This window comes from Ulvibacterium sp. (genome assembly GCF_965228935.1).
In the GTDB taxonomy this organism is placed as follows: Bacteria; Bacteroidota; Bacteroidia; order Flavobacteriales; family Flavobacteriaceae; genus Ulvibacterium.
Genome location: NZ_OZ245846.1, coordinates 2,251,419 through 2,269,242 on the forward strand (window position 1 = coordinate 2,251,419; position 17,824 = coordinate 2,269,242).

Here is a 17,824-nt window from a genome sequence, read left to right on the forward strand (position 1 = left end):
CCGGTGTTATGAAATTGAAAGGAAGAAATAAGGTGAGCCCAGATTTTAGCATGTCCTCCATGACGGATATCGTTTTCCTCCTACTTATCTTTTTTATGCTTACCGCCAATTCGCCCAACGCACTGGATTTACTTTTGCCGAAGGCCAAGGGGAAATCAACGAATACCCAAAATGTTTCGGTAAGTATCGACAAAAACCTGCAGTATTTTGTGAACAACGAAAGAATTAACGGAGAATATATTGAAATTGAATTAAAAAAGGCACTGGAAGGACAGGAGAAACCGACTATTATCCTTAGGGCGGAAGAAAGTGTAGCCATTCGGGAAGCGGTGAATGTTATGGACATTGCAAACCGAAACAACTATAAGGTGATTCTGGCCGTGCGACCCAATTAATGTCATTTTTAGATACGAGACACAAGAAAAAATCATTCACACTTACCACTTTGCTGTTAAGTGTGCTACTGCTTATATTGTTCTATATAGGCCTTACCTATATGGATCCTCCCATTGAAAATGGTATTTCCGTAAATTTTGGGACTATGGATTTTGGAATGGGCAATGAGCAGCCCAAGGAAAAAATCAGGTCGGAACCGGTAGATATTCCAGAACCTCCCAATGAGCCGGAAGAGGTACAGGAAACTACGGTTCCCGAAGAAGTTCAGGAAGAGGAAGTAGTGGAAAAGGAACCGGCCGCCGAAGAAGTCCTTACCCAGGAAAATGAGGAATCCATTAGAATAAAGAAGGCACAGGAAGCAAAGCGCAAGGCGGATGAAGCGGCCAAAAAGGCCAAGGCTGAAGCGGAGCGGATAGCCCGTGAAAAACGTGAGGCAGAGGAAAGGGCACAGAAAGAACGGGAGGCCAAGAAGAAAAAATTGGACGAGCTTATCGGCGGCATCAATAAATCCGATGGTAATGCTTCCGGCTCGGAAGGGGATGACAATAGGGCCGGTGACAAAGGTTCACCTGAGGGCGACCCCTATGCTACCAGTTATTACGGAAGCCCAGGTTCCGGAAGTGGTACCGGAGGTTACGGGCTTAACGGAAGATCTTTGGTAAGCAAGGGCAAGGAAAAACAGAATTGTAATCAGGAGGGAAGGGTAGTCGTAAAAATTGTTGTGGACAGAAATGGTAATGTTGTCAGTGCTACTCCCGGTGTAAAAGGAACTACCAATAACGATCCCTGCCTATTGGATCCAGCCAGAAAAACTGCTTTTAAACACAAATGGAACCTGGATTCCAATGCTCCAAGCCAACAAATCGGTTTTGTGGTAGTCAATTTTAAATTGGGGGAATAAGTGACTTATGCGCAGACCTTGGATTGGATGTTTGCCCAACTTCCCATGTACCAGCAAAAAGGTAAGGTGGCCTTTAATGGAAAACTGGACAACATTAAGGCCCTTTCGGCTCACCTAGACCATCCCGAAAAAAAATTCAAGAGTATCCACGTTGCCGGAACCAATGGGAAAGGCAGCAGTAGCCATATGTTGGCGTCTATTCTGCAGGAAGCGGGATATACGGTCGGATTATATACATCACCCCATCTCAAGGACTTTGGAGAGCGAATCAAAATTAATGGGGAAACCATTAGTAAGCAATTTGTGGTCGATTTTATAACCGAAAACAAACCTTTTTTTGAGAATCGTCAACTCTCTTTTTTTGAGATGTCGGTAGGCATGGCCTTCCAGTATTTTGCCCAAAAACAGGTAGACATCGCCATAGTTGAAGTCGGATTGGGAGGGCGGTTGGATTCCACCAACATCATAGTTCCCGAGGTTTCCTTGATTACCAATATTGGGATGGACCATGCCGACATATTGGGGGATACCTTACCAAAAATTGCTAGGGAAAAGGCTGGTATCATTAAAGAAAAAGTTCCTGTGGTAATCAGTGAATACCAGCAAGAAATTGCCGATGTATTTAAATCGATTGCATTGGAACGTAAGGCAAGGATCATATTCGCAGATCAAGAAATACGGGAAGCCTATGGAGTATCCCTCTTAGGAAACTATCAATCCAAAAATGCCAAAGGGGTGGTTGCCGTCATAAGGGAACTTATGGGTTTTGAGGTTACAGAGGAACATATTCAAAAAGGACTTGCACATGTGGTGGAGAATACCGGATTATTGGGAAGGTGGCAAGTACTACGGGAAAATCCAATGGTGGTGTGTGATACCGCCCATAACCGAGAAGGACTTTCTGTGGTGCTTGATCAGGTAGCCGAACAGGGATATGATATACTGCATATTGTGCTCGGTTTTGTAATAGAGAAAAATCTGGATGCCCTACTTCCACTTTTTCCCGAAAATGCTCGGTATTATTTTGCCCGACCCAAAATTCCACGAGGGTTGGACGCTTCCGTTTTAAAGACCCAAGCTTCCCGATTTGGACTACAGGGCAAAGTTTATGATTCTGTCCCAGAGGCTTTCAAAAATGCGTTGCAACGGGCCTCCAATACCGATTTTGTCTTCGTTGGAGGGAGTACCTTTACCGTGGCCGAGGTGGTTTAGTTTCCAGTTCCCGATACAAGGAATACCAACCTAAAATTAGCCCTTATCCCAGACCCATCCCTGTCCACCAAATGATGTGCTGTTTCTGGGATCTTACATGTTCTGATTTGCAAATACGGACAAACCCTACATTTTCCCAAATGTTTTAAACGCTATAATTGTAGCACATTTTAAATTTTCATCAATCAAAATCATATCCTATGAAACTCTTTTCCCAATTATTGGTGGGCGTATTTATTTTAATCGGTTACCAAGAAGTAAAGGCCAAAAACATCACTCTAGACATAGCAAATGACATTTTAAGCAATCCAGAAACTATGGTGATTCAAAGACAGACCCAATATAGCATACAAATAGACAAAGAAGATTATAAAATTGCACGAGTGAAGATTTCACTATTTCTGGAAGATGACATCCTCTATATGGCCCCCGGTGCAAATCAACTTCCCAAAAGATGGGCCACCTTTGTTCATAACCTTAAAGTAAGGGATGAAAATGGCGGTGAAGTTCCCATAAAGGAATTGGAAGATGCCCAATGGAAGGTTAACCATGAAATCGGTAAAAAAGTGACCGTAACCTATGAGGTTGTTTTAAATCATGAAGAACATCAATGGTCGGGCGGTCTGGATGGAGTAGCCTATGCAACGGATTGGGGGGTCTTTTATACGGGACGGGCCCTGTTGCTTTTTAATGGGGCCAATGCAGAAAAAGTAAATGTTGTATTTGATGTTCCAAATGACTGGCAGGTAACCACACCTTGGGAGGTAGTTTCCCATGCAAAAAATTCATTCCTGGCCATGAATCATTCGGATTTATCCCAATCCATGATTTTTGCTGGAACCCATAAAGAAATGTCATTCAAAAGAGAGGATTTTGAGCTCGTTTTTGCACTAGGGGGCGATCAAGTGCTCTCAAAAAAGGACGATTATGCCAGCCTTGCCCAGGGTGTAATGGATTACTATATCCGTTTAATGGGAGGATTACCGAAACCACCACCGGACAATCCATTTCAAAAGGCCATCGTTGTTATCAATAACTCGGATACAACGGATGGAGAGGTAATCGGGAACAATATCAGTATTCTGATAGAAAAGGATGGAGGCCAAATGTCCCAAATGCTTTCGACCTTTATTTTTGCCCATGAGTTTTTTCATTTATGGAACGGAAAATCTTTTTTGCCGGCCGCGGATGATACGGAGTGGTTCAAGGAAGGTTTTACTAACTATTACACCTTAAAGGCATTACATCATGTAGGCTTTTTGGATGACAATGCCTTTTTTGGAACGTTGAATAATTTATTTTTTCAACGTTACCAAAACGATGACGGGCTGGGTAAGTTATCCATGACCCAAGGGGAGGAGAAACATGCACATTGGGGGTTGATATATGGCGGGGGGCTGTTCATTGGTATTTCCCAGGATATGTTGATTAGGAAAAACAGTGGTAATCGGAAAAGTGTGGATGACCTGTTACGAACACTCTATACCGAATTTGGGGGAACCTCCAATACGTATACTATCCGTGATATTCAAAAGATTCTCTCTGATTTAAATGGTACCGACCAAACCCCCTTTTTTGACGACTACATTTTCGGAACGGAACGCATACCCATAGATGCCTATTTAAAAATGGCCGGTTTGGATGCTAAAATTCAAGAGGGGAATCTTATCATAGCAAAGAAAGAAGGGCTCGGCCCTAAAGAGGAATCGATGGTTGCAGGGATGTTGGGTTCATTAAAAAACGAGTAACCATGAAACCGCTACCGGAAATCAAAAAATATCATGTATTCGGATTTATGGTATTGCTGAGTGCGGTTCGTTGTTTTGCACAATCCCCTTTGGATTCCTCATTTGAGATAAGACCCAAAAAAGTAACGACCCAAGATGGCACCCAGTATTCGGGCGAGATGGGTTACATACAAGTGCCGGAATTGTATGCGGATGGAAGGTCGCCATCCATTGAAATTCCGTTCTATAGAATTAAAACCACGCATAAAAATCCGCTGCCGCCCCTATTTGTCCTATCAGGTGGACCTGGGGACGATCCGTCCATTTTGCAACAATTGGAGGATATCATACCTATTTTGGTTCCCTACAGTTTCCGCAGTGATGTGGTTGTTGTGGAACAACGGGGCAACGGATTGTCTAAACCTAATTTGAGTTGTCCAAGGACTTTTGAAATGCCATTGGATAGACCTTTGGATATATCAGAATTTTCCGAAACGTATGTGGCTTACATAAAAAAGTGTAGCTCATACTGGCAAAAACAAAACCGAAATTTAAAAGGATATAACGTCTTGGAAATGGTAGAGGACATCGAGATGGTGCGCGAGGTGTTGTCCTATGAAAAAATAATGATCTTGGGGGGTAGTTTTGGAAGTCATCATGGATTGGCCTATTTAAAATTACATCCAGATCGTGTGGATAGGGCTGTATTTGACAGCCCGGAAGGTCTAAAGCACACCGTAAAGTTACCGAGTGAGGTAAATAGGATTTTATACCAGCTCTCAGAACTGGTGACAGAAGATTCCATTTTATCAAAAAAGATACCTTCCTTCATAAGCTTGGTGAAGGAAGTGCTACAGAAGTTGGATAGAAATCCGGTTACGGAAACGGTAATTCATCCGGTGACCCAGGAAAAAGTGTCCATTGTGCTAGGGAAATATGACCTACAACTCATAACCGCCTTGGAACTGGGGAGAATGGGATATCGCGAACTGCCTTTTCGGTATCTACAGATGAAGGCAGGGGACTATTCCTGGGCGGCAAATTTTGCGATTTATATCCGGGTAAACCAAAGAAAAAATCTAATGGCTGTTTTAACGGATTGCGCATCGGGAGCAACTGGGAACAGATGGAAACAAGTGATTCGGGAGGGCAAAGAAGCCATTTTAGAGGATGCGCTCAATAACATAAATTTTGCGGATTGCCATGAATTGCCCCTTAGGGATGTCCAAGGAGAATTGGAATTTGACTTTGTTTCGGATATTCCCATACTACTGATATCAGGGAGCCAAGATGCGCGAACGCCGCCTAGAAATGCGCAAGAAATCATGTTGAACCACAAGAATATAAAATGGTTGAACGTAAAATATGGAACACATGATCTATTCAGGGAGGTCTATGACCAACTCGGCCCGATAATGGCAGGCTATTTTGCGGCCGATCATCCTTTAAAATATGAGGTTCCCAAGGAAATTTATGCAGACCTGGATCTTAGAAAGGAATAATTGGTAAAATGTTATGACTAATGATGAAAATTACGAATTCAAAAGAGAACATGGAAATCGTGGTGTTTTCGATTATGGTGTTAACCCTGAGTGCATTGCTATGTTATATCTCATACAAATTGGACAACCCGGGTATCTCCTTACTGACGGTATTTATGCCATCACTGGTAGCGCTGGTACTTACTGCCATAGCAAGTGGCAGCAAAGGTGTTTTTGAATTGTTCGTTCAACAAACAATTCGGAAAACAGCCCTAAAATGGCTTGTAGTTTCCCTGATTGGAATTCCCATTATTATTTCGTTGGCGATGCTTACTTCCCTGCACTTTAATGTTTCCAAGTTCCATTTAAGAACCACACAATTGCTACCACAGGTGGTGGTAATCGTATTGATTGCATTTGGGGAGGAATACGGCTGGCGGGGATACCTACTTCCCAGACTGATGAAGAAGTTAAGTGTATTCCATTCAAGCCTAGTACTGGGTCTGATCTGGGGATTCTGGCATTTTCCTGCATATCTTATCGGTACTGGTGTTCCTCTAGAAATGAACTTTCTGGTATTTTTGGTGTGGGTAATTTTGGGGGCGCTCTTTATAAGTTGGATTTACTACTATACCAGTAGTGTACTTACGGCCATATTGGCCCACATCAGTGCCAATGCCGCTTTTAATTATTTGCCTATTTTACTTGAGTTTACGGGAAGCATGGACGCATTTTGGTGGTTAATTCTTTATTTGACAATCTCAGTGTTTGCCATCTACTACTTTGGCCGAAAAGATTTAATGAGGGCGTAGCGTTCGACAAATACGGCTAAAACGGGTTTTGTTCAAACCGATGCAAATTCTGGGTACTGGATTTGGGAATTTGTCCCGTCTTTTTTTCGTATTTTTTCTTTTGGCCGACAAAAAAACTATAGTATATTTGCACCCTCTTTCGCTATCGAGAAGCTTCGAGCTACGGAGGGCGCAAGCCCTTTGAAGCTTTGGCAACAAGCGTAAAAGGGCTCTTAGCTCAGTTGGTTCAGAGCACCTGCCTTACAAGCAGGGGGTCACTGGTTCGAATCCAGTAGGGCCCACAATAAGCAGAAAACCCGTGCCAATTCGCATGGGTTTTTTTGTTTCCCGAAGAAGTGCAAATTGCGATATCCCTGTTCAATGGGTGTAAGGTACGGTACCGGTTTCATCAACAGGATACCCCCATTTTTTAATATAGTCCATTCCTGGAAGAAATTCATCCCCTGTTTCCCTCAATCGTTCTGAAAGTTGTTCATCCAGGTCGTTTTGTAAAGCAGCATATTGGACATTGCCAATAAGGTTGTTCATTTGATAAGAATCGCTCTCATTGTCGAATAGCAACCAAGGGCCTTTCAAATCTCGGGCATAAGTGTACCGTCTGGTCTTAATGGCCCTGTATTCCCTTCCGTCGTGTTCAACCCTGTTCCATTGGCCGAACGGCTGTATGCATGTCAGCAAGGTAGCGTCCCCTACCTGCTCTTTGCCTTCTAAATAAGGCCTATAATTGATACCTTCTACAGAGTTGGGAATTGGGATGTCGCACAAACCCAAAATAGTTGGTAAAATATCTTCCGAGTTCATCAGAGCGTCTTTTTCTCCAGCTGTAATACTTAGATTTTTTGGTAAATGAAATAACATAGGCACCCGAGCGGATTCCTCATAAGGTTGTTGTTTTTTATAGGCCCCATGGGATCCTAAAAGATCTCCATGATCCGAAGTAAACACTAGTATCGTATTTTCCAACTGACCGGATTCCTTTAAATTCGTTATTACTTTTCCCACCATATCGTCCAGTGCGGAAATATGGGCGTAATAACCTGCCAAATCCTTTTTGGCCCTCATTTTTAAGCTATCAGGTACGTTTTCGTGAAGGATGATTTTATTGGGGTCAAAACGATTTCTGTATTCCTTCGGTGCCGTGTGATAGGGGGCATGAGGTGTACCATAGGAAACGACCATCAAAAAAGGGCTGTCCGATTCCTTTTTTTGGGCCATATAACGAATCGCAGCATCAGTCTGCCCAAAAGTGTCATAGTCTTCCCAGATTTTTCTAGCCGGGTCGTCTTTCTCATAATACACCGATTCGTTATAGTTATGGGTGCACTCGTTGGCCTTCCAAAAGGTAAAACCTTGTCTTCTCCCCCCTGGTGGAATAAACTGTAAACGGCCATGGCCGTCCAAATGCCATTTACCAATGTACCCTGTATCATACCCCGCATTTGAAAAAATCTTTCCCATGGTTACGGCATTGGTATCCAACTGCACATCATTCATGAATACCCCATGGGTCAGGGGTCTTTGCCCTGTTAATAGGGAAGCCCTGAAAGGCGAACAGACCGGCATACCTGAGACTGCATTTTTGAAGTTAACGCTTACTGAGGCAAGACTGTCCAGATAGGGAGTTCGCACATTGGGGTCCCCGGCATAGCCCGTGGCCTGTGCCCGCCATTGATCTGTAAACAAAATCAAGACATTGGGTCTATTTTTTAATGTAGATTCTTCTGATTGCTCAGGGTTAGGCTTGCAAGCATAAAAAACAATTACTAAAAGGATATAGAACGGAATATATTTCATAAAGTTTAGTTTTCTAACTGTCTGGTCTTAATATGCTGAGGGTCGTCGACTAAATCTCCGGTTTTAGCTCTCCATTTTGAAAGTGCGTTTCTGAGTTCTTCCTGTTTTTCAAGATACTCTTTTTTTCCGGCTAGGTTCACCAATTGTCCTGGATCGTTTTCCACGTCATACAGTTCTTCGAATGCTCGACCGGACTCCAATTGTTTTAGCAGTTCGTATTGGATAGGGTGCGTTTCCTTGGCGTCCAAGGTCGCTTGGTAGCTACGGTTGCCCCAGCCTTTTTCCACCATAAGGTCCGCTGGCAGTTCATAGGTTTTTTGATGCATCAAGTTTTGGATGTAGTAAAATTGACCATCAAAGATTACCCTGCTCGGATAATGTTCGGCCCTTATGGGCCCGTGGGAATTGTGTTCACCAAATACATAGGTTCTGCCTTCAATTTTGGTTTTTTCCCCGGAAAAAATCGATTTTAAGGAACGCCCTTGCATGGTTTCGGGAATTGGAATATCAAGATAATCCAGAATGGTCGGCATAATATCGATATGGGATATCAAAGCTTCCGAAATCTTACCTTTTACGATCATCGGGCCGCTTACCACAAACGGTACATGTAGGCCGGCATAATAGGGTGATGCCTTTGCCCTATGATACGGCTCGCCTTGATCGCTGGTAAAAATTACCAAAGTGTTTTCCAACAATCCTTTTCCCATTAGAACTTGCATAATGCTTCCTGCACAGGCATCCGCCAGTTGCACGGAACCATAATATTTTGCCAAATCTTCACGCATGGCGGGGGTGTCCGCCAGATATTCGGGAACTTCAATACTGTCTTTGTTGGGAAGGAAGTTAGGAAAATCTTCCATATGTTTATCCAAATTACGGTGTGGCGGGGCGATATTGGCCTGAAAAAAGAACGGTTGGTCTCCGGCATCCCTAACAAAACCGGAAATTATCTTTTTGAATTCTTCCGGGCTATTCTGAACTGCGTTTCGTGCGCTGTACGGAAACTTCCATGGGGGACTCATATGAAACTTCTGCGTAATTGCGGTAAAGTAACCATTTTCCTGAAGTAACTCCGGAAGTGTTTGAATGTATTCATGAATACCGACTTTATCGATTGTGGAAGAGGCCCTGGTAAATTCTTTGTCCCCGTCCGTCAGTTTTGGCGTGACCGTATTGCGCCAATGTCCGTTTGCATGAGGGTACATTCCTGTCATGATAGAACTTCTACTAGGCGAACAGGAAGGCACCACGGCAAAAGAGTTTGTAAACAACATACCGTTTTTTGCCAGGGTATCTACATTTGGGGTCGTGATTCCCTTGGTTCCAAGGGCCGACAAATGGGCACCTTGGTCATCGGTCAGGATCAGTACAACATTAAGCGGCTTTTTGGTCTCGGATTCCTTTGGCGTTTTTTCCTTGCAGGACACTACGAACACAAGAACCGAAAATAGGACGAAATATAGGTTCGTTTTCATACTTTATGGCATATAAAATAAGGATTTCAAGTCTTTTGATACTGGACTGTTGTCGTCATTGGTTTCCATTAAATCGGTCATATAGGCCCACCATTTTTTACAGACCGCTGTTCCGGCTATGCTACGCCATTTTTCCTCCGATTCAACTTCGGCATATCCGAATAGAGAATTTGTATCCGAATCCAAAAAAATACTGTAGTTTTCAACTCCATGTTCCTTGAGTTTTTCCTCAAGTTCCGGCCATATCGGATTGTGTCTTTTGGTATATTCATCGATTTTATCCGCATATACCTTCATTTTAAAAGCTTTTCGAATCACAATTGCTGTTTTTGGTTTTTAGGATTGCTCAATTACTATTCATTTTGTCACCACATCCCATACCTTGGAACGTATGGACTTTCCTTCAGGATTTTCTACGGTAAGTATTACGGTCCATTCTCCGGCCTTGTCATACCTATGTGATGGATGTTGGTCATTTGATGAATTTCCATCCCCGAAGTCCCAATGCCACTTGGTAATCTTGCCAACAGACTCGTCCTTAAACTGAAACCAACGTTGATCGCGGTCCATCTCAACAAAAGACCAGTCAGCATCAATGGTTTTTACAAACTGCTTTTCCAAGGGCATCAACCTAAAAATATTGAGGTAGGAGGCATCGTAAACCATTTTCGTGTCATGTGCCAAATTCATGAACGATTCACATTTTTTACCATCGAAATCAAGGAAACACCAGGAAAGCCCGATGACGTCATTTTCTTTCAATTGGGTCACGGTTGATTCTTGAAAACCTTCGACCGCTGCATGATCAAAGGGGGTAATCCAAAACTCCATTTTCAATTTTCCACTTTCCGAATGTTTGAAATTGTAATCGTATGCGGCATTGAAGTGAGGAAATTCTTTTATCCATGGGGTATTGCCCCAGATCATGACCTCTTCTTTATGTTGTACAGGTGTGAAAATATGGTAGTTCTGGGCATGCGCCCCATGACCCTTAAAGTGGAGCTCTTCCAGGGAAATTTTTTCTTTATTGCCATTATGCTGTTTAATAAAAGGGCCACCGGATAAATTTCCGTCCACCACAAGTTCAAAAATGTCTTGACTGAGTGCTGAATCATTAAAATCCCAGAAATCATCGTACATTTCTAAAAAAAAGTATAGCCTGTTCAAATCTTTTACCCAACCCACCTTTACGGAAATATCAAAATCCTTGGGGTCGAGATCAATGCCGTTACCAAAACGTGTGTCCATGAGTTGGTCTAGGCCTATGGTATACGATTCCGGCACCATTGCCCAATCGGAAAACTCGCCGTCTATTCGGGGAATCTGGTTTTTTGGAAATTGATAAATGCGATATTCCTGTTCAGGAATTGAAAAAGAAACAATAAACATGGACAAGAAAGTAATCCGTACGATTAAAAATGGTTTTTTTAAACGTGATTTTTGATGAATGAAGGTCATTTCTTTTCCGCTTTTCTATCCAATAGGGAGTATATATTTTCGGCTATGGGAGCTGGCATGATCATCATGCCCCCATAGTTGCCGCTTACACTGTTGTGCGTATCCGGAAAGGCATATTCATATTCTCCCCTGAGGTAGCGGGCGTAGGTTTCCGGTAAGTTGTGCGGCAGCCAATTTTTGTCAATGGTCTGGGCGGCCATCCACCGGATTGCCGCATTGGTGATACCCTCCTGAAAGCTCAGCCAATCTATTTCAGGATCTATTTCATCCCACTTCAGATTATGGCGTGCCACATCGGCAAAAACAGCCAGCACTTCCCACTGTACATGATCGCGTACCCAATTGGCAAAGTACCAGTCGCTAGAACTAAGTACAGGTTTTGTATCGTACAACATGGGTAGATCGTTAGGCTCCCATAGGTGGGTAAAGGCAAGAAGGGTACGCATCCAGTAGATCGCCTTATCCTTGTATTTTTCCTCTTTGAATTCTAGATAGGCGAGGTAATTTCCCACTGCTGCATGGCCTGCCGCCAACAAGTTCGCGGCATGTAAAGGGGTCTCCCAAAAATCGCCTGCTTCGGGCCTTTGGTAGGGCATACAAAAATCAAAAGCTTTTTTGGCGGCGTTCAAAAAACGTTGGTCTTTGGTCTCCCTTCCAATTTGCAGTAAATGCATGGCCGGTCTTATGGTGACATCCAAAGCGGTTTCGCCCCTAAGTCCCATAGGTTCTATAAAGGTAGTGGCTACCTTAAAATCATCTTTGCCGATGACATCGGGGTCAAACACAAAAGAGCCATCTCGTTTTTGTTCGGCCAATAACTTTTCCCCTTCCTTAACGAGTTCACTTTTACTTTTTGAATCATCACCTAATTGTTGTAGAATCCAATTGATCTTTTCCTTGAGTTCTTTTGCAACTTTATTCCTTTTGTTTTCTTTAATGAACCGTAACAAAAAATTGGGCACGTTGGGTTTAATGGATTTCTCGGGTCGTTGAACGATTCCGAAACCTTGTTCCTTATGCCAAAAATTGGTGTTGTAGGCATTGGCGATTCGATTTAGCGTTTCGTTGTATGGCCAACGAGGTTCGAAAGGCTTTGGTAGGCCTTTTCGTTTTACCCAATCGGTCAGGACATCAATGCTATTGCCCTTGCTCAACCATAACTCAGCATCAAAGTTTATGGTCTGATCAATTTTTAGTTCCAAATGTATTTTGGACACCACCTCGTTTTCATGTCCCTCGATAGTGGCATCGGGAACCATTAGGCCCATAAGATGATTGTTTTTTCGATCTACGAAATTCGGGGATGCGAAAACGGCTTGTGGTTTGTGGCCTCTGTAGTTGAACCATCGCGATGCTATTTGCTTTGGATCCCAAGAAAGGCCTATGCCGGTACCTTCATGGCTTAAGGCCATTACCGGAACCGATACCTTGTTTGGGTGCGGTACCACCCTTAGTGCCCAGGGATCCTTAAAAAAATCCGTGCCACTAGTCCATTCATCATTTATGGCCCAATCGACGCCGGGCAGCAACGCATCTGTTTTTTTTGTTTTAAAGGAAGCTTCCCCAACCTTTAACCATGGTCCCCGGATATATTCGGCATTGTAGTTTCCGGTGGACTTTAATCGGTATTGCAATGTTGCAAACTGCGAATCTTTTTCAATTTTAAAGGTCACCGTCCCTTTTATAGCGGGTTCTGTAAACGGATAGGCCATCCAATTCTCGAAAGAAGTACCGGCAAGAACTTCCCTGACCACTACCGAAGAAACATCAAAAATTAGTTCCTCTCCTTTTTCGGTCTTTTTTCTTGAATAGGACTCGGCAACAAAACGCACGGGAATGTCTTGATCCCGTAGCTTTATTTCCCCAAAATGCTCCAGTATTGCCATCATCTTACCCGAGGGTGTCATAATTTCTCCCCAGCCCCAGCCTAAGACTCTTTTATAAAAGTTAAAGCGCATATAATCATTCTCCAATGCCACTGATTCTCCCGCATAACTCGTACGTTTAAAGCTTGGGTCGTTCTGTGCAAGATTTAGAATTGGTGAGAACGCCAAAACCAGTACAACAAAAGCCTTTCTAATTGTTCTCATTGACCGTGTATTTTCCGCAATCATTGATTTTACCATTTCAAGGTCAACCATTTGCCATTCGTTTTTTTATCCACATTGAACTGGATTGTTTGGTCGATTACTTTATGTCGTATTCGTTTCCCTTTTTTGTCAGTGAGCTTGGGTTTGGCCATATCCACTTCTTTGGTCAATGGAATCGAAACCTGATCGGTGCCTTCGACCCATATCAAAGCTTCTTTCAAATCTTGGTTTTGAGAGGGTACAAAGGCAATTTTTTTCAGGGGTTTTTCTGAAAATCGATATTCCTTTCCGTTGATGTTAATGGACGAGGTATGTTGGCCTTCAAAGGCAATCAATTCACCTTCCGCATCGAGCCTGAAAGCCATGGTAAGTCGGCCTTCGTAATCCACTTTATGGCCATTGACTTTAAAATCCTTTAGGTTGATATCGGCTGGGGGCAGCGGATTTTTTTCCAAATGACGTTGATCCTCCTCCCTATTTCTCGAAAATCCGCCGGGCCAAGTTTCCCGATGATTTCTATAATGGCGTACAATAACGTTGGTACCGTTTGGAAAACGCGTGGTCAAATAATCGGTGGTACGTGATAGGTGTTCGGTATTATCATTGGTATTTGGAAACATCCCTGTGGAGGGATAGGCACCCAACCCATCCAATATTTCAAATAAGGTTCTAGTCTCGTACCCAAGACTGGCCGATTGGTCGTCACGTGGTCGAAAACCAAAGTAATGGGCGTTCCCTTTTCCGGTACCTACCAACAGGGAATTATCACAGTAGGCCAGTTTGGAAGTTCCTTCGATCGCTTCGACGGGATAGATACGATCTACCAAAAAGTCGGTCAGAATATATTGGGCCGGCACATTTTTTAAGTCGTTGGTGAAGTCAATTCGCTTGCCTACTGCCAACTGTCCTTGTACTTTAGAGGAATGATATTTTACACCGAACAGGTTTTCCCATTTATCCAAAACGTGTTCCCCATTTCCATTTAAGATCGGTGGGGGGCCGAACCAGAAAACTTTACCTCCCTTGGTTGTCAGTTCATTCATTAATTCCAGAACCCCTGCCTGTGGTAAAGGCTCAAAGAGTGCTACGAGCGAGGTGTATTCCTTTTCTTTTACCTGAAGTTTTCCCTTGGCATTGATTTTACCCAGTTCCAACAATTTTTCGGCCGTAATGAAATTGCCATAACCATATTGCGTCATCCAACTGCCGAAACGTTCTTCGGCGGCCACTAAATTCATAGGATAAAGTATGAGCACATCCACATTGCGGTGTACGCGTCCTGTTATCAACTCCATGGATTTCGATTTGGTCCGCCCGCCGTATGCATCGTTGACGGCCCCTTTTCGCTCCTTTACTTCTTCGGGCATTCCCCAAAAAGCGGGATAGGCAGCTGGGATTCTATTTAAAACACCCAAGGAAGCGGACATTGCCGCTCCATAGTAATTCCGGTCGTTCCAGCCCAATTCGGCAAAATCGTTCCGGGTGGGCTCCAAATATTCGCCCCATTTAAAATAATCATAACAGGCTGCAGCCGCCTGTTGTACCGTGTTTCCCCAAACAAAGTTCGAGGTATACTCGTATTTATAGGCGTGGCGTTCCAGATCTTCGGTGTTCCATAGATCCACGGTCGGGCTTTCGGCCCAAGATGAATGTCCGCTAGTGCCAAAATCCTCGACGCCGAACAGACCACTTGCATATGTTTTGGCTTCATTGAATAAATTTACCACATGGTTATTCAATAATTTATAATATCTGTCCCGGAATAAAAAGGTACGCTGAATATCTTCTTCCGAATCGCCAAATACATACTGGACATTTAAAGGAGCAGTGGCATTATTGCTGTAGATTTTAGGCCCGTAGGCAAAGAACAAAATGTCTTTTTCCTCAAATGGGACACCGTATTTTTTTTGATACATGGAGCCCATGGAAGCGGCATAATACCGAACGGCGAATTGCCCGTTATCATGATGGGAAAAATATTTCCAATCTTGTTGAATGTGCATCTCGTCGGAATAGAAATGTTGGATCTTGATTTCCCTTTCATCATATTTTTTCAGCAGGTCTTTCAAAAAGGGAAGCGCCTCCGGACTGAAATATTCCATTTCCGGCACTTCGTATTCCAGCAGTACCAGAACTCGGTCATAACCCTTTAATTCATCGCTTCCGTTCGAATAGATACTTACTCTTTTGGCGCGATCAGGGTCGGGGGTAGAGGGATTGCTCCATAAATCCGTATCCATTTCCCTATCGTTGTTGTCGTCAACGCGTTGTTTCCATACATCAAGTTTTACATTTTTCAACGGAAGGATATCATCACGATTGACCGCTATGTAAGGGCTTTGGGGAATCTGTCTTTCCTTGAATGCATAGGCCTTATGGCCCTTGAGCCGAATTTCAAAATTACCTTTATTATTGGACCACACGGTTTGTTGCCATAGCGGTACGTTGAATTTGCCCGTTATCGGATCGCGAAGCCCCACTTTATAATGTAACCAGGTACCATTTTCCCCTGTCTTGTTCCTAAAAGCAGGCCCTAATTCCAGGGGACTTAACAAGCTAAGCCCCATGCCCAGGCCATACTTTGCCGCAAAATCGGCTATAATCTTTATCTTATCGATATACTCGTCCATATCGGGCGTGAGTTTTCTTTCGGTAGCTTCTTGATTTCGGTATTGTCTAAAAAACTCGTCGAAGGCAATGGTCAGTGTATGGCGGCCCTTTTGTTTTGCGTCTTCGCAAACATCACGCAAACTGGCACGGCGTTTTGTAAAACCGGTCGACATATCGATCTTTTTGTTGGGATCTGTCAAGTCGGTCAATTGTTGGTCGCTGGTCAAGATAATCGTTTGAGCAGGGGCATTTGAGCTACAAAGTATCAGTGTTAAAAGGGATACTAATGCTTTGATGTAGTGGTGTTCTCCGATTTTCATAGGTTTTTACTTTTAATAACTCGGATATTTGTCTATAGGGAAATCATTGGTCTTACCCAGTTTTGTTTCCACATTTGGATCGTAGGCCGGATTTTTGACAGGTAGCAAACCACCGACTTCGGTAACATAATCTTCCACCATTTTTGAGAGTTTTGCTACCAATTCCGGTCGTTCCGAACCGATATCGGTCGTCTCCCCGATATCTGCCTGTAAATCGTATAATTTGAGGGCATCGGAGCGATTCTCCCCTTCCCCATATTCCTTGATTAGTTTATAGTTTTTATACCATATGGCCGTAGAGGGTACGTTATGGGTCACGGGCATGTAATGCGGAAAATGACTATAGATCGCATCGCGTTCCAGAGGGATGTCATTTTTTAGGACTTCGACTAGACTTACCCCGTCCAGCAGTTGATTAGGGTTCGCTTCGGTCTTTGTAACCTCCAAAAAGGTAGGATAGAAATCCACACTTTGAATCATCTCATCCGAGACCGTGTTCGGTTTGATCTCTCCGTTCCAGACCACGATGCAGGGTACTCGAATTCCGCCTTCATGAATATTTCCCTTTCCGTAGCTAAGAGGATAATTATTGGTCGGGAATTCCCCATTGACCACGTCGTACATGTTTCCACCATTATCGGAGAAGAAAACAATAATCGTATTGTCCATGAGTTGAAGCTCTTCCAATTTATCCAGCATCCTGCCCAGACTTTCATCCATTTTTTCCATCATACCGCCCATAATCGGATTGGCCTGCTTACCGCGTGGATCGGTTTTGTTTTTGTATTTCCCGATCAGATCAAGTGGTGCCTGATAGGGCGCATGAACGGCAAACTGCCAAAAATTCAAAAAGAAGGGTTCCTCTTTATGGTCTTCCAAGAAAAGCAGGGCCTCATCGGTTATTCTATCGGTAATGTACTCTTTGTCTTCTTGGTCGGGTAATGTGCTGATATTGTAAGGCGAAAAGAAATTAGGTGGCCCCGGGTGATGCCCACCACCAATATTGATATCAAAGCCCTGTTTTTTAGGCCAGTACGCTTCATGGCCCAAATGCCATTTTCCAATATGGGCGGTCGTATAGCCATTTGTTTTTAAGGCCTCCGCTATTGTAAATTCTTCCAAAGGCATAAATGTTCGGGAACGGGGACATGCCATTTTCATCCAAGGTGCGCCTTTTTTTGCGGCCAATGAAACATCTGGGTTTGGGGGTAAATGCCCGGCAGGCGTAGTCAATGAAAAACGGGCAGGATCTTTTCCTGAAAGGATACTGGCACGCGTTGGGGAACATAGGGCGTTTGCCGCATAGGCCCGGGTAAACCGTTTTCCCATTTTCGCCAATCGGGTTATGTTGGGAGTGTCATAATATTTACTGCCATAGACTTCGGAATCCATCCATCCCATATCGTCGACCATAAAGAAAATGATGTTGGGTTTTCTGAATTCCGGTACAACTTCCTGGTTTCCTTGGTTTTCCTTGCATGCCAGATTTAGAAAGGGTAGTGAAACAAGGAGAATAAATAGGTTGCTCTTGAAAACGGTTTTCAT

At 43.5% G+C, this 17,824-nt stretch carries 13 protein-coding genes and 1 tRNA gene; 7 read left to right on the plus strand and 7 right to left on the minus strand.

Going from position 1 to position 17,824, the window contains the following annotated elements:
* Positions 1-8 precede the first annotated feature (8 nt).
* The 7 genes from ACO06Y_RS09405 to ACO06Y_RS09435 all read left to right on the plus strand — a co-directional run bounded on the left by ACO06Y_RS09405 (position 9) and on the right by ACO06Y_RS09435 (position 6,810).
* Complete coding sequence (locus ACO06Y_RS09405) at positions 9-395, plus strand: ExbD/TolR family protein (protein ID WP_120713659.1); 387 nt, start codon at positions 9-11, stop codon at positions 393-395.
* The gene (locus ACO06Y_RS09410) at positions 395-1,297 is read left to right on the plus strand and encodes an energy transducer TonB (protein ID WP_422083581.1); all 903 of its coding nucleotides are present in this window, start codon (positions 395-397) and stop codon (positions 1,295-1,297) included. The genes ACO06Y_RS09405 and ACO06Y_RS09410 overlap by 1 nt, the downstream gene beginning before the upstream one ends.
* On the plus strand, positions 1,298-2,509 hold the full coding sequence (locus tag ACO06Y_RS09415) for a bifunctional folylpolyglutamate synthase/dihydrofolate synthase (protein WP_422083582.1): 1,212 nt from the start codon (positions 1,298-1,300) through the stop codon (positions 2,507-2,509).
* Positions 2,510-2,709: 200 nt separating this feature from the next.
* Entirely contained in the window at positions 2,710-4,257 is a 1,548-nt protein-coding gene (locus ACO06Y_RS09420; RefSeq protein WP_422083583.1) for a hypothetical protein, read from the plus strand.
* 2 nt (positions 4,258-4,259) lie between these two features.
* Complete coding sequence (locus tag ACO06Y_RS09425) at positions 4,260-5,738, plus strand: alpha/beta fold hydrolase (protein WP_422083584.1); 1,479 nt, start codon at positions 4,260-4,262, stop codon at positions 5,736-5,738.
* A 20-nt stretch (positions 5,739-5,758) separates the two neighbouring features.
* Positions 5,759-6,529 (plus strand): type II CAAX prenyl endopeptidase Rce1 family protein, encoded by a 771-nt coding sequence (locus ACO06Y_RS09430; protein WP_422083585.1) that lies wholly within the window; start codon positions 5,759-5,761, stop codon positions 6,527-6,529.
* Between the two features lie 206 nt (positions 6,530-6,735).
* Positions 6,736-6,810 (plus strand) — tRNA-Val (locus ACO06Y_RS09435).
* A gap of 76 nt (positions 6,811-6,886) precedes the next feature.
* Here the strand turns inward: ACO06Y_RS09435 and ACO06Y_RS09440 are convergent.
* From ACO06Y_RS09440 to ACO06Y_RS09470, 7 genes are read right to left on the minus strand one after another with little or no spacing between them, the layout of a single operon-like run.
* Positions 6,887-8,323 carry a sulfatase gene (locus ACO06Y_RS09440; RefSeq protein WP_422083586.1) on the minus strand — a complete coding sequence of 479 codons (1,437 nt, stop codon included), beginning with the start codon at positions 8,321-8,323 and terminating at the stop codon, positions 6,887-6,889.
* A 5-nt stretch (positions 8,324-8,328) separates the two neighbouring features.
* Positions 8,329-9,801 (minus strand): sulfatase, encoded by a 1,473-nt coding sequence (locus tag ACO06Y_RS09445; RefSeq protein WP_422083587.1) that lies wholly within the window; start codon positions 9,799-9,801, stop codon positions 8,329-8,331.
* 3 nt (positions 9,802-9,804) lie between these two features.
* Positions 9,805-10,119, minus strand: coding sequence for an L-rhamnose mutarotase (rhaM, locus tag ACO06Y_RS09450; RefSeq protein WP_422083588.1), 315 nt, complete (start codon positions 10,117-10,119; stop codon positions 9,805-9,807).
* A 39-nt stretch (positions 10,120-10,158) separates the two neighbouring features.
* Positions 10,159-11,259 (minus strand): PKD domain-containing protein, encoded by a 1,101-nt coding sequence (locus ACO06Y_RS09455; RefSeq protein ID WP_422083589.1) that lies wholly within the window; start codon positions 11,257-11,259, stop codon positions 10,159-10,161.
* A complete protein-coding gene (locus tag ACO06Y_RS09460; RefSeq protein WP_422083590.1) occupies positions 11,256-13,349 on the minus strand; it encodes a hypothetical protein in 2,094 nt (697 codons plus the stop codon). Before ACO06Y_RS09460 ends, ACO06Y_RS09455 begins: the two co-directional genes overlap by 4 nt.
* A 29-nt stretch (positions 13,350-13,378) precedes the next feature.
* Complete coding sequence (locus tag ACO06Y_RS09465; protein ID WP_422083591.1) at positions 13,379-16,279, minus strand: hypothetical protein; 2,901 nt, start codon at positions 16,277-16,279, stop codon at positions 13,379-13,381.
* Between the two features lie 12 nt (positions 16,280-16,291).
* Entirely contained in the window at positions 16,292-17,824 is a 1,533-nt protein-coding gene (locus ACO06Y_RS09470; protein ID WP_422083592.1) for a sulfatase, read from the minus strand.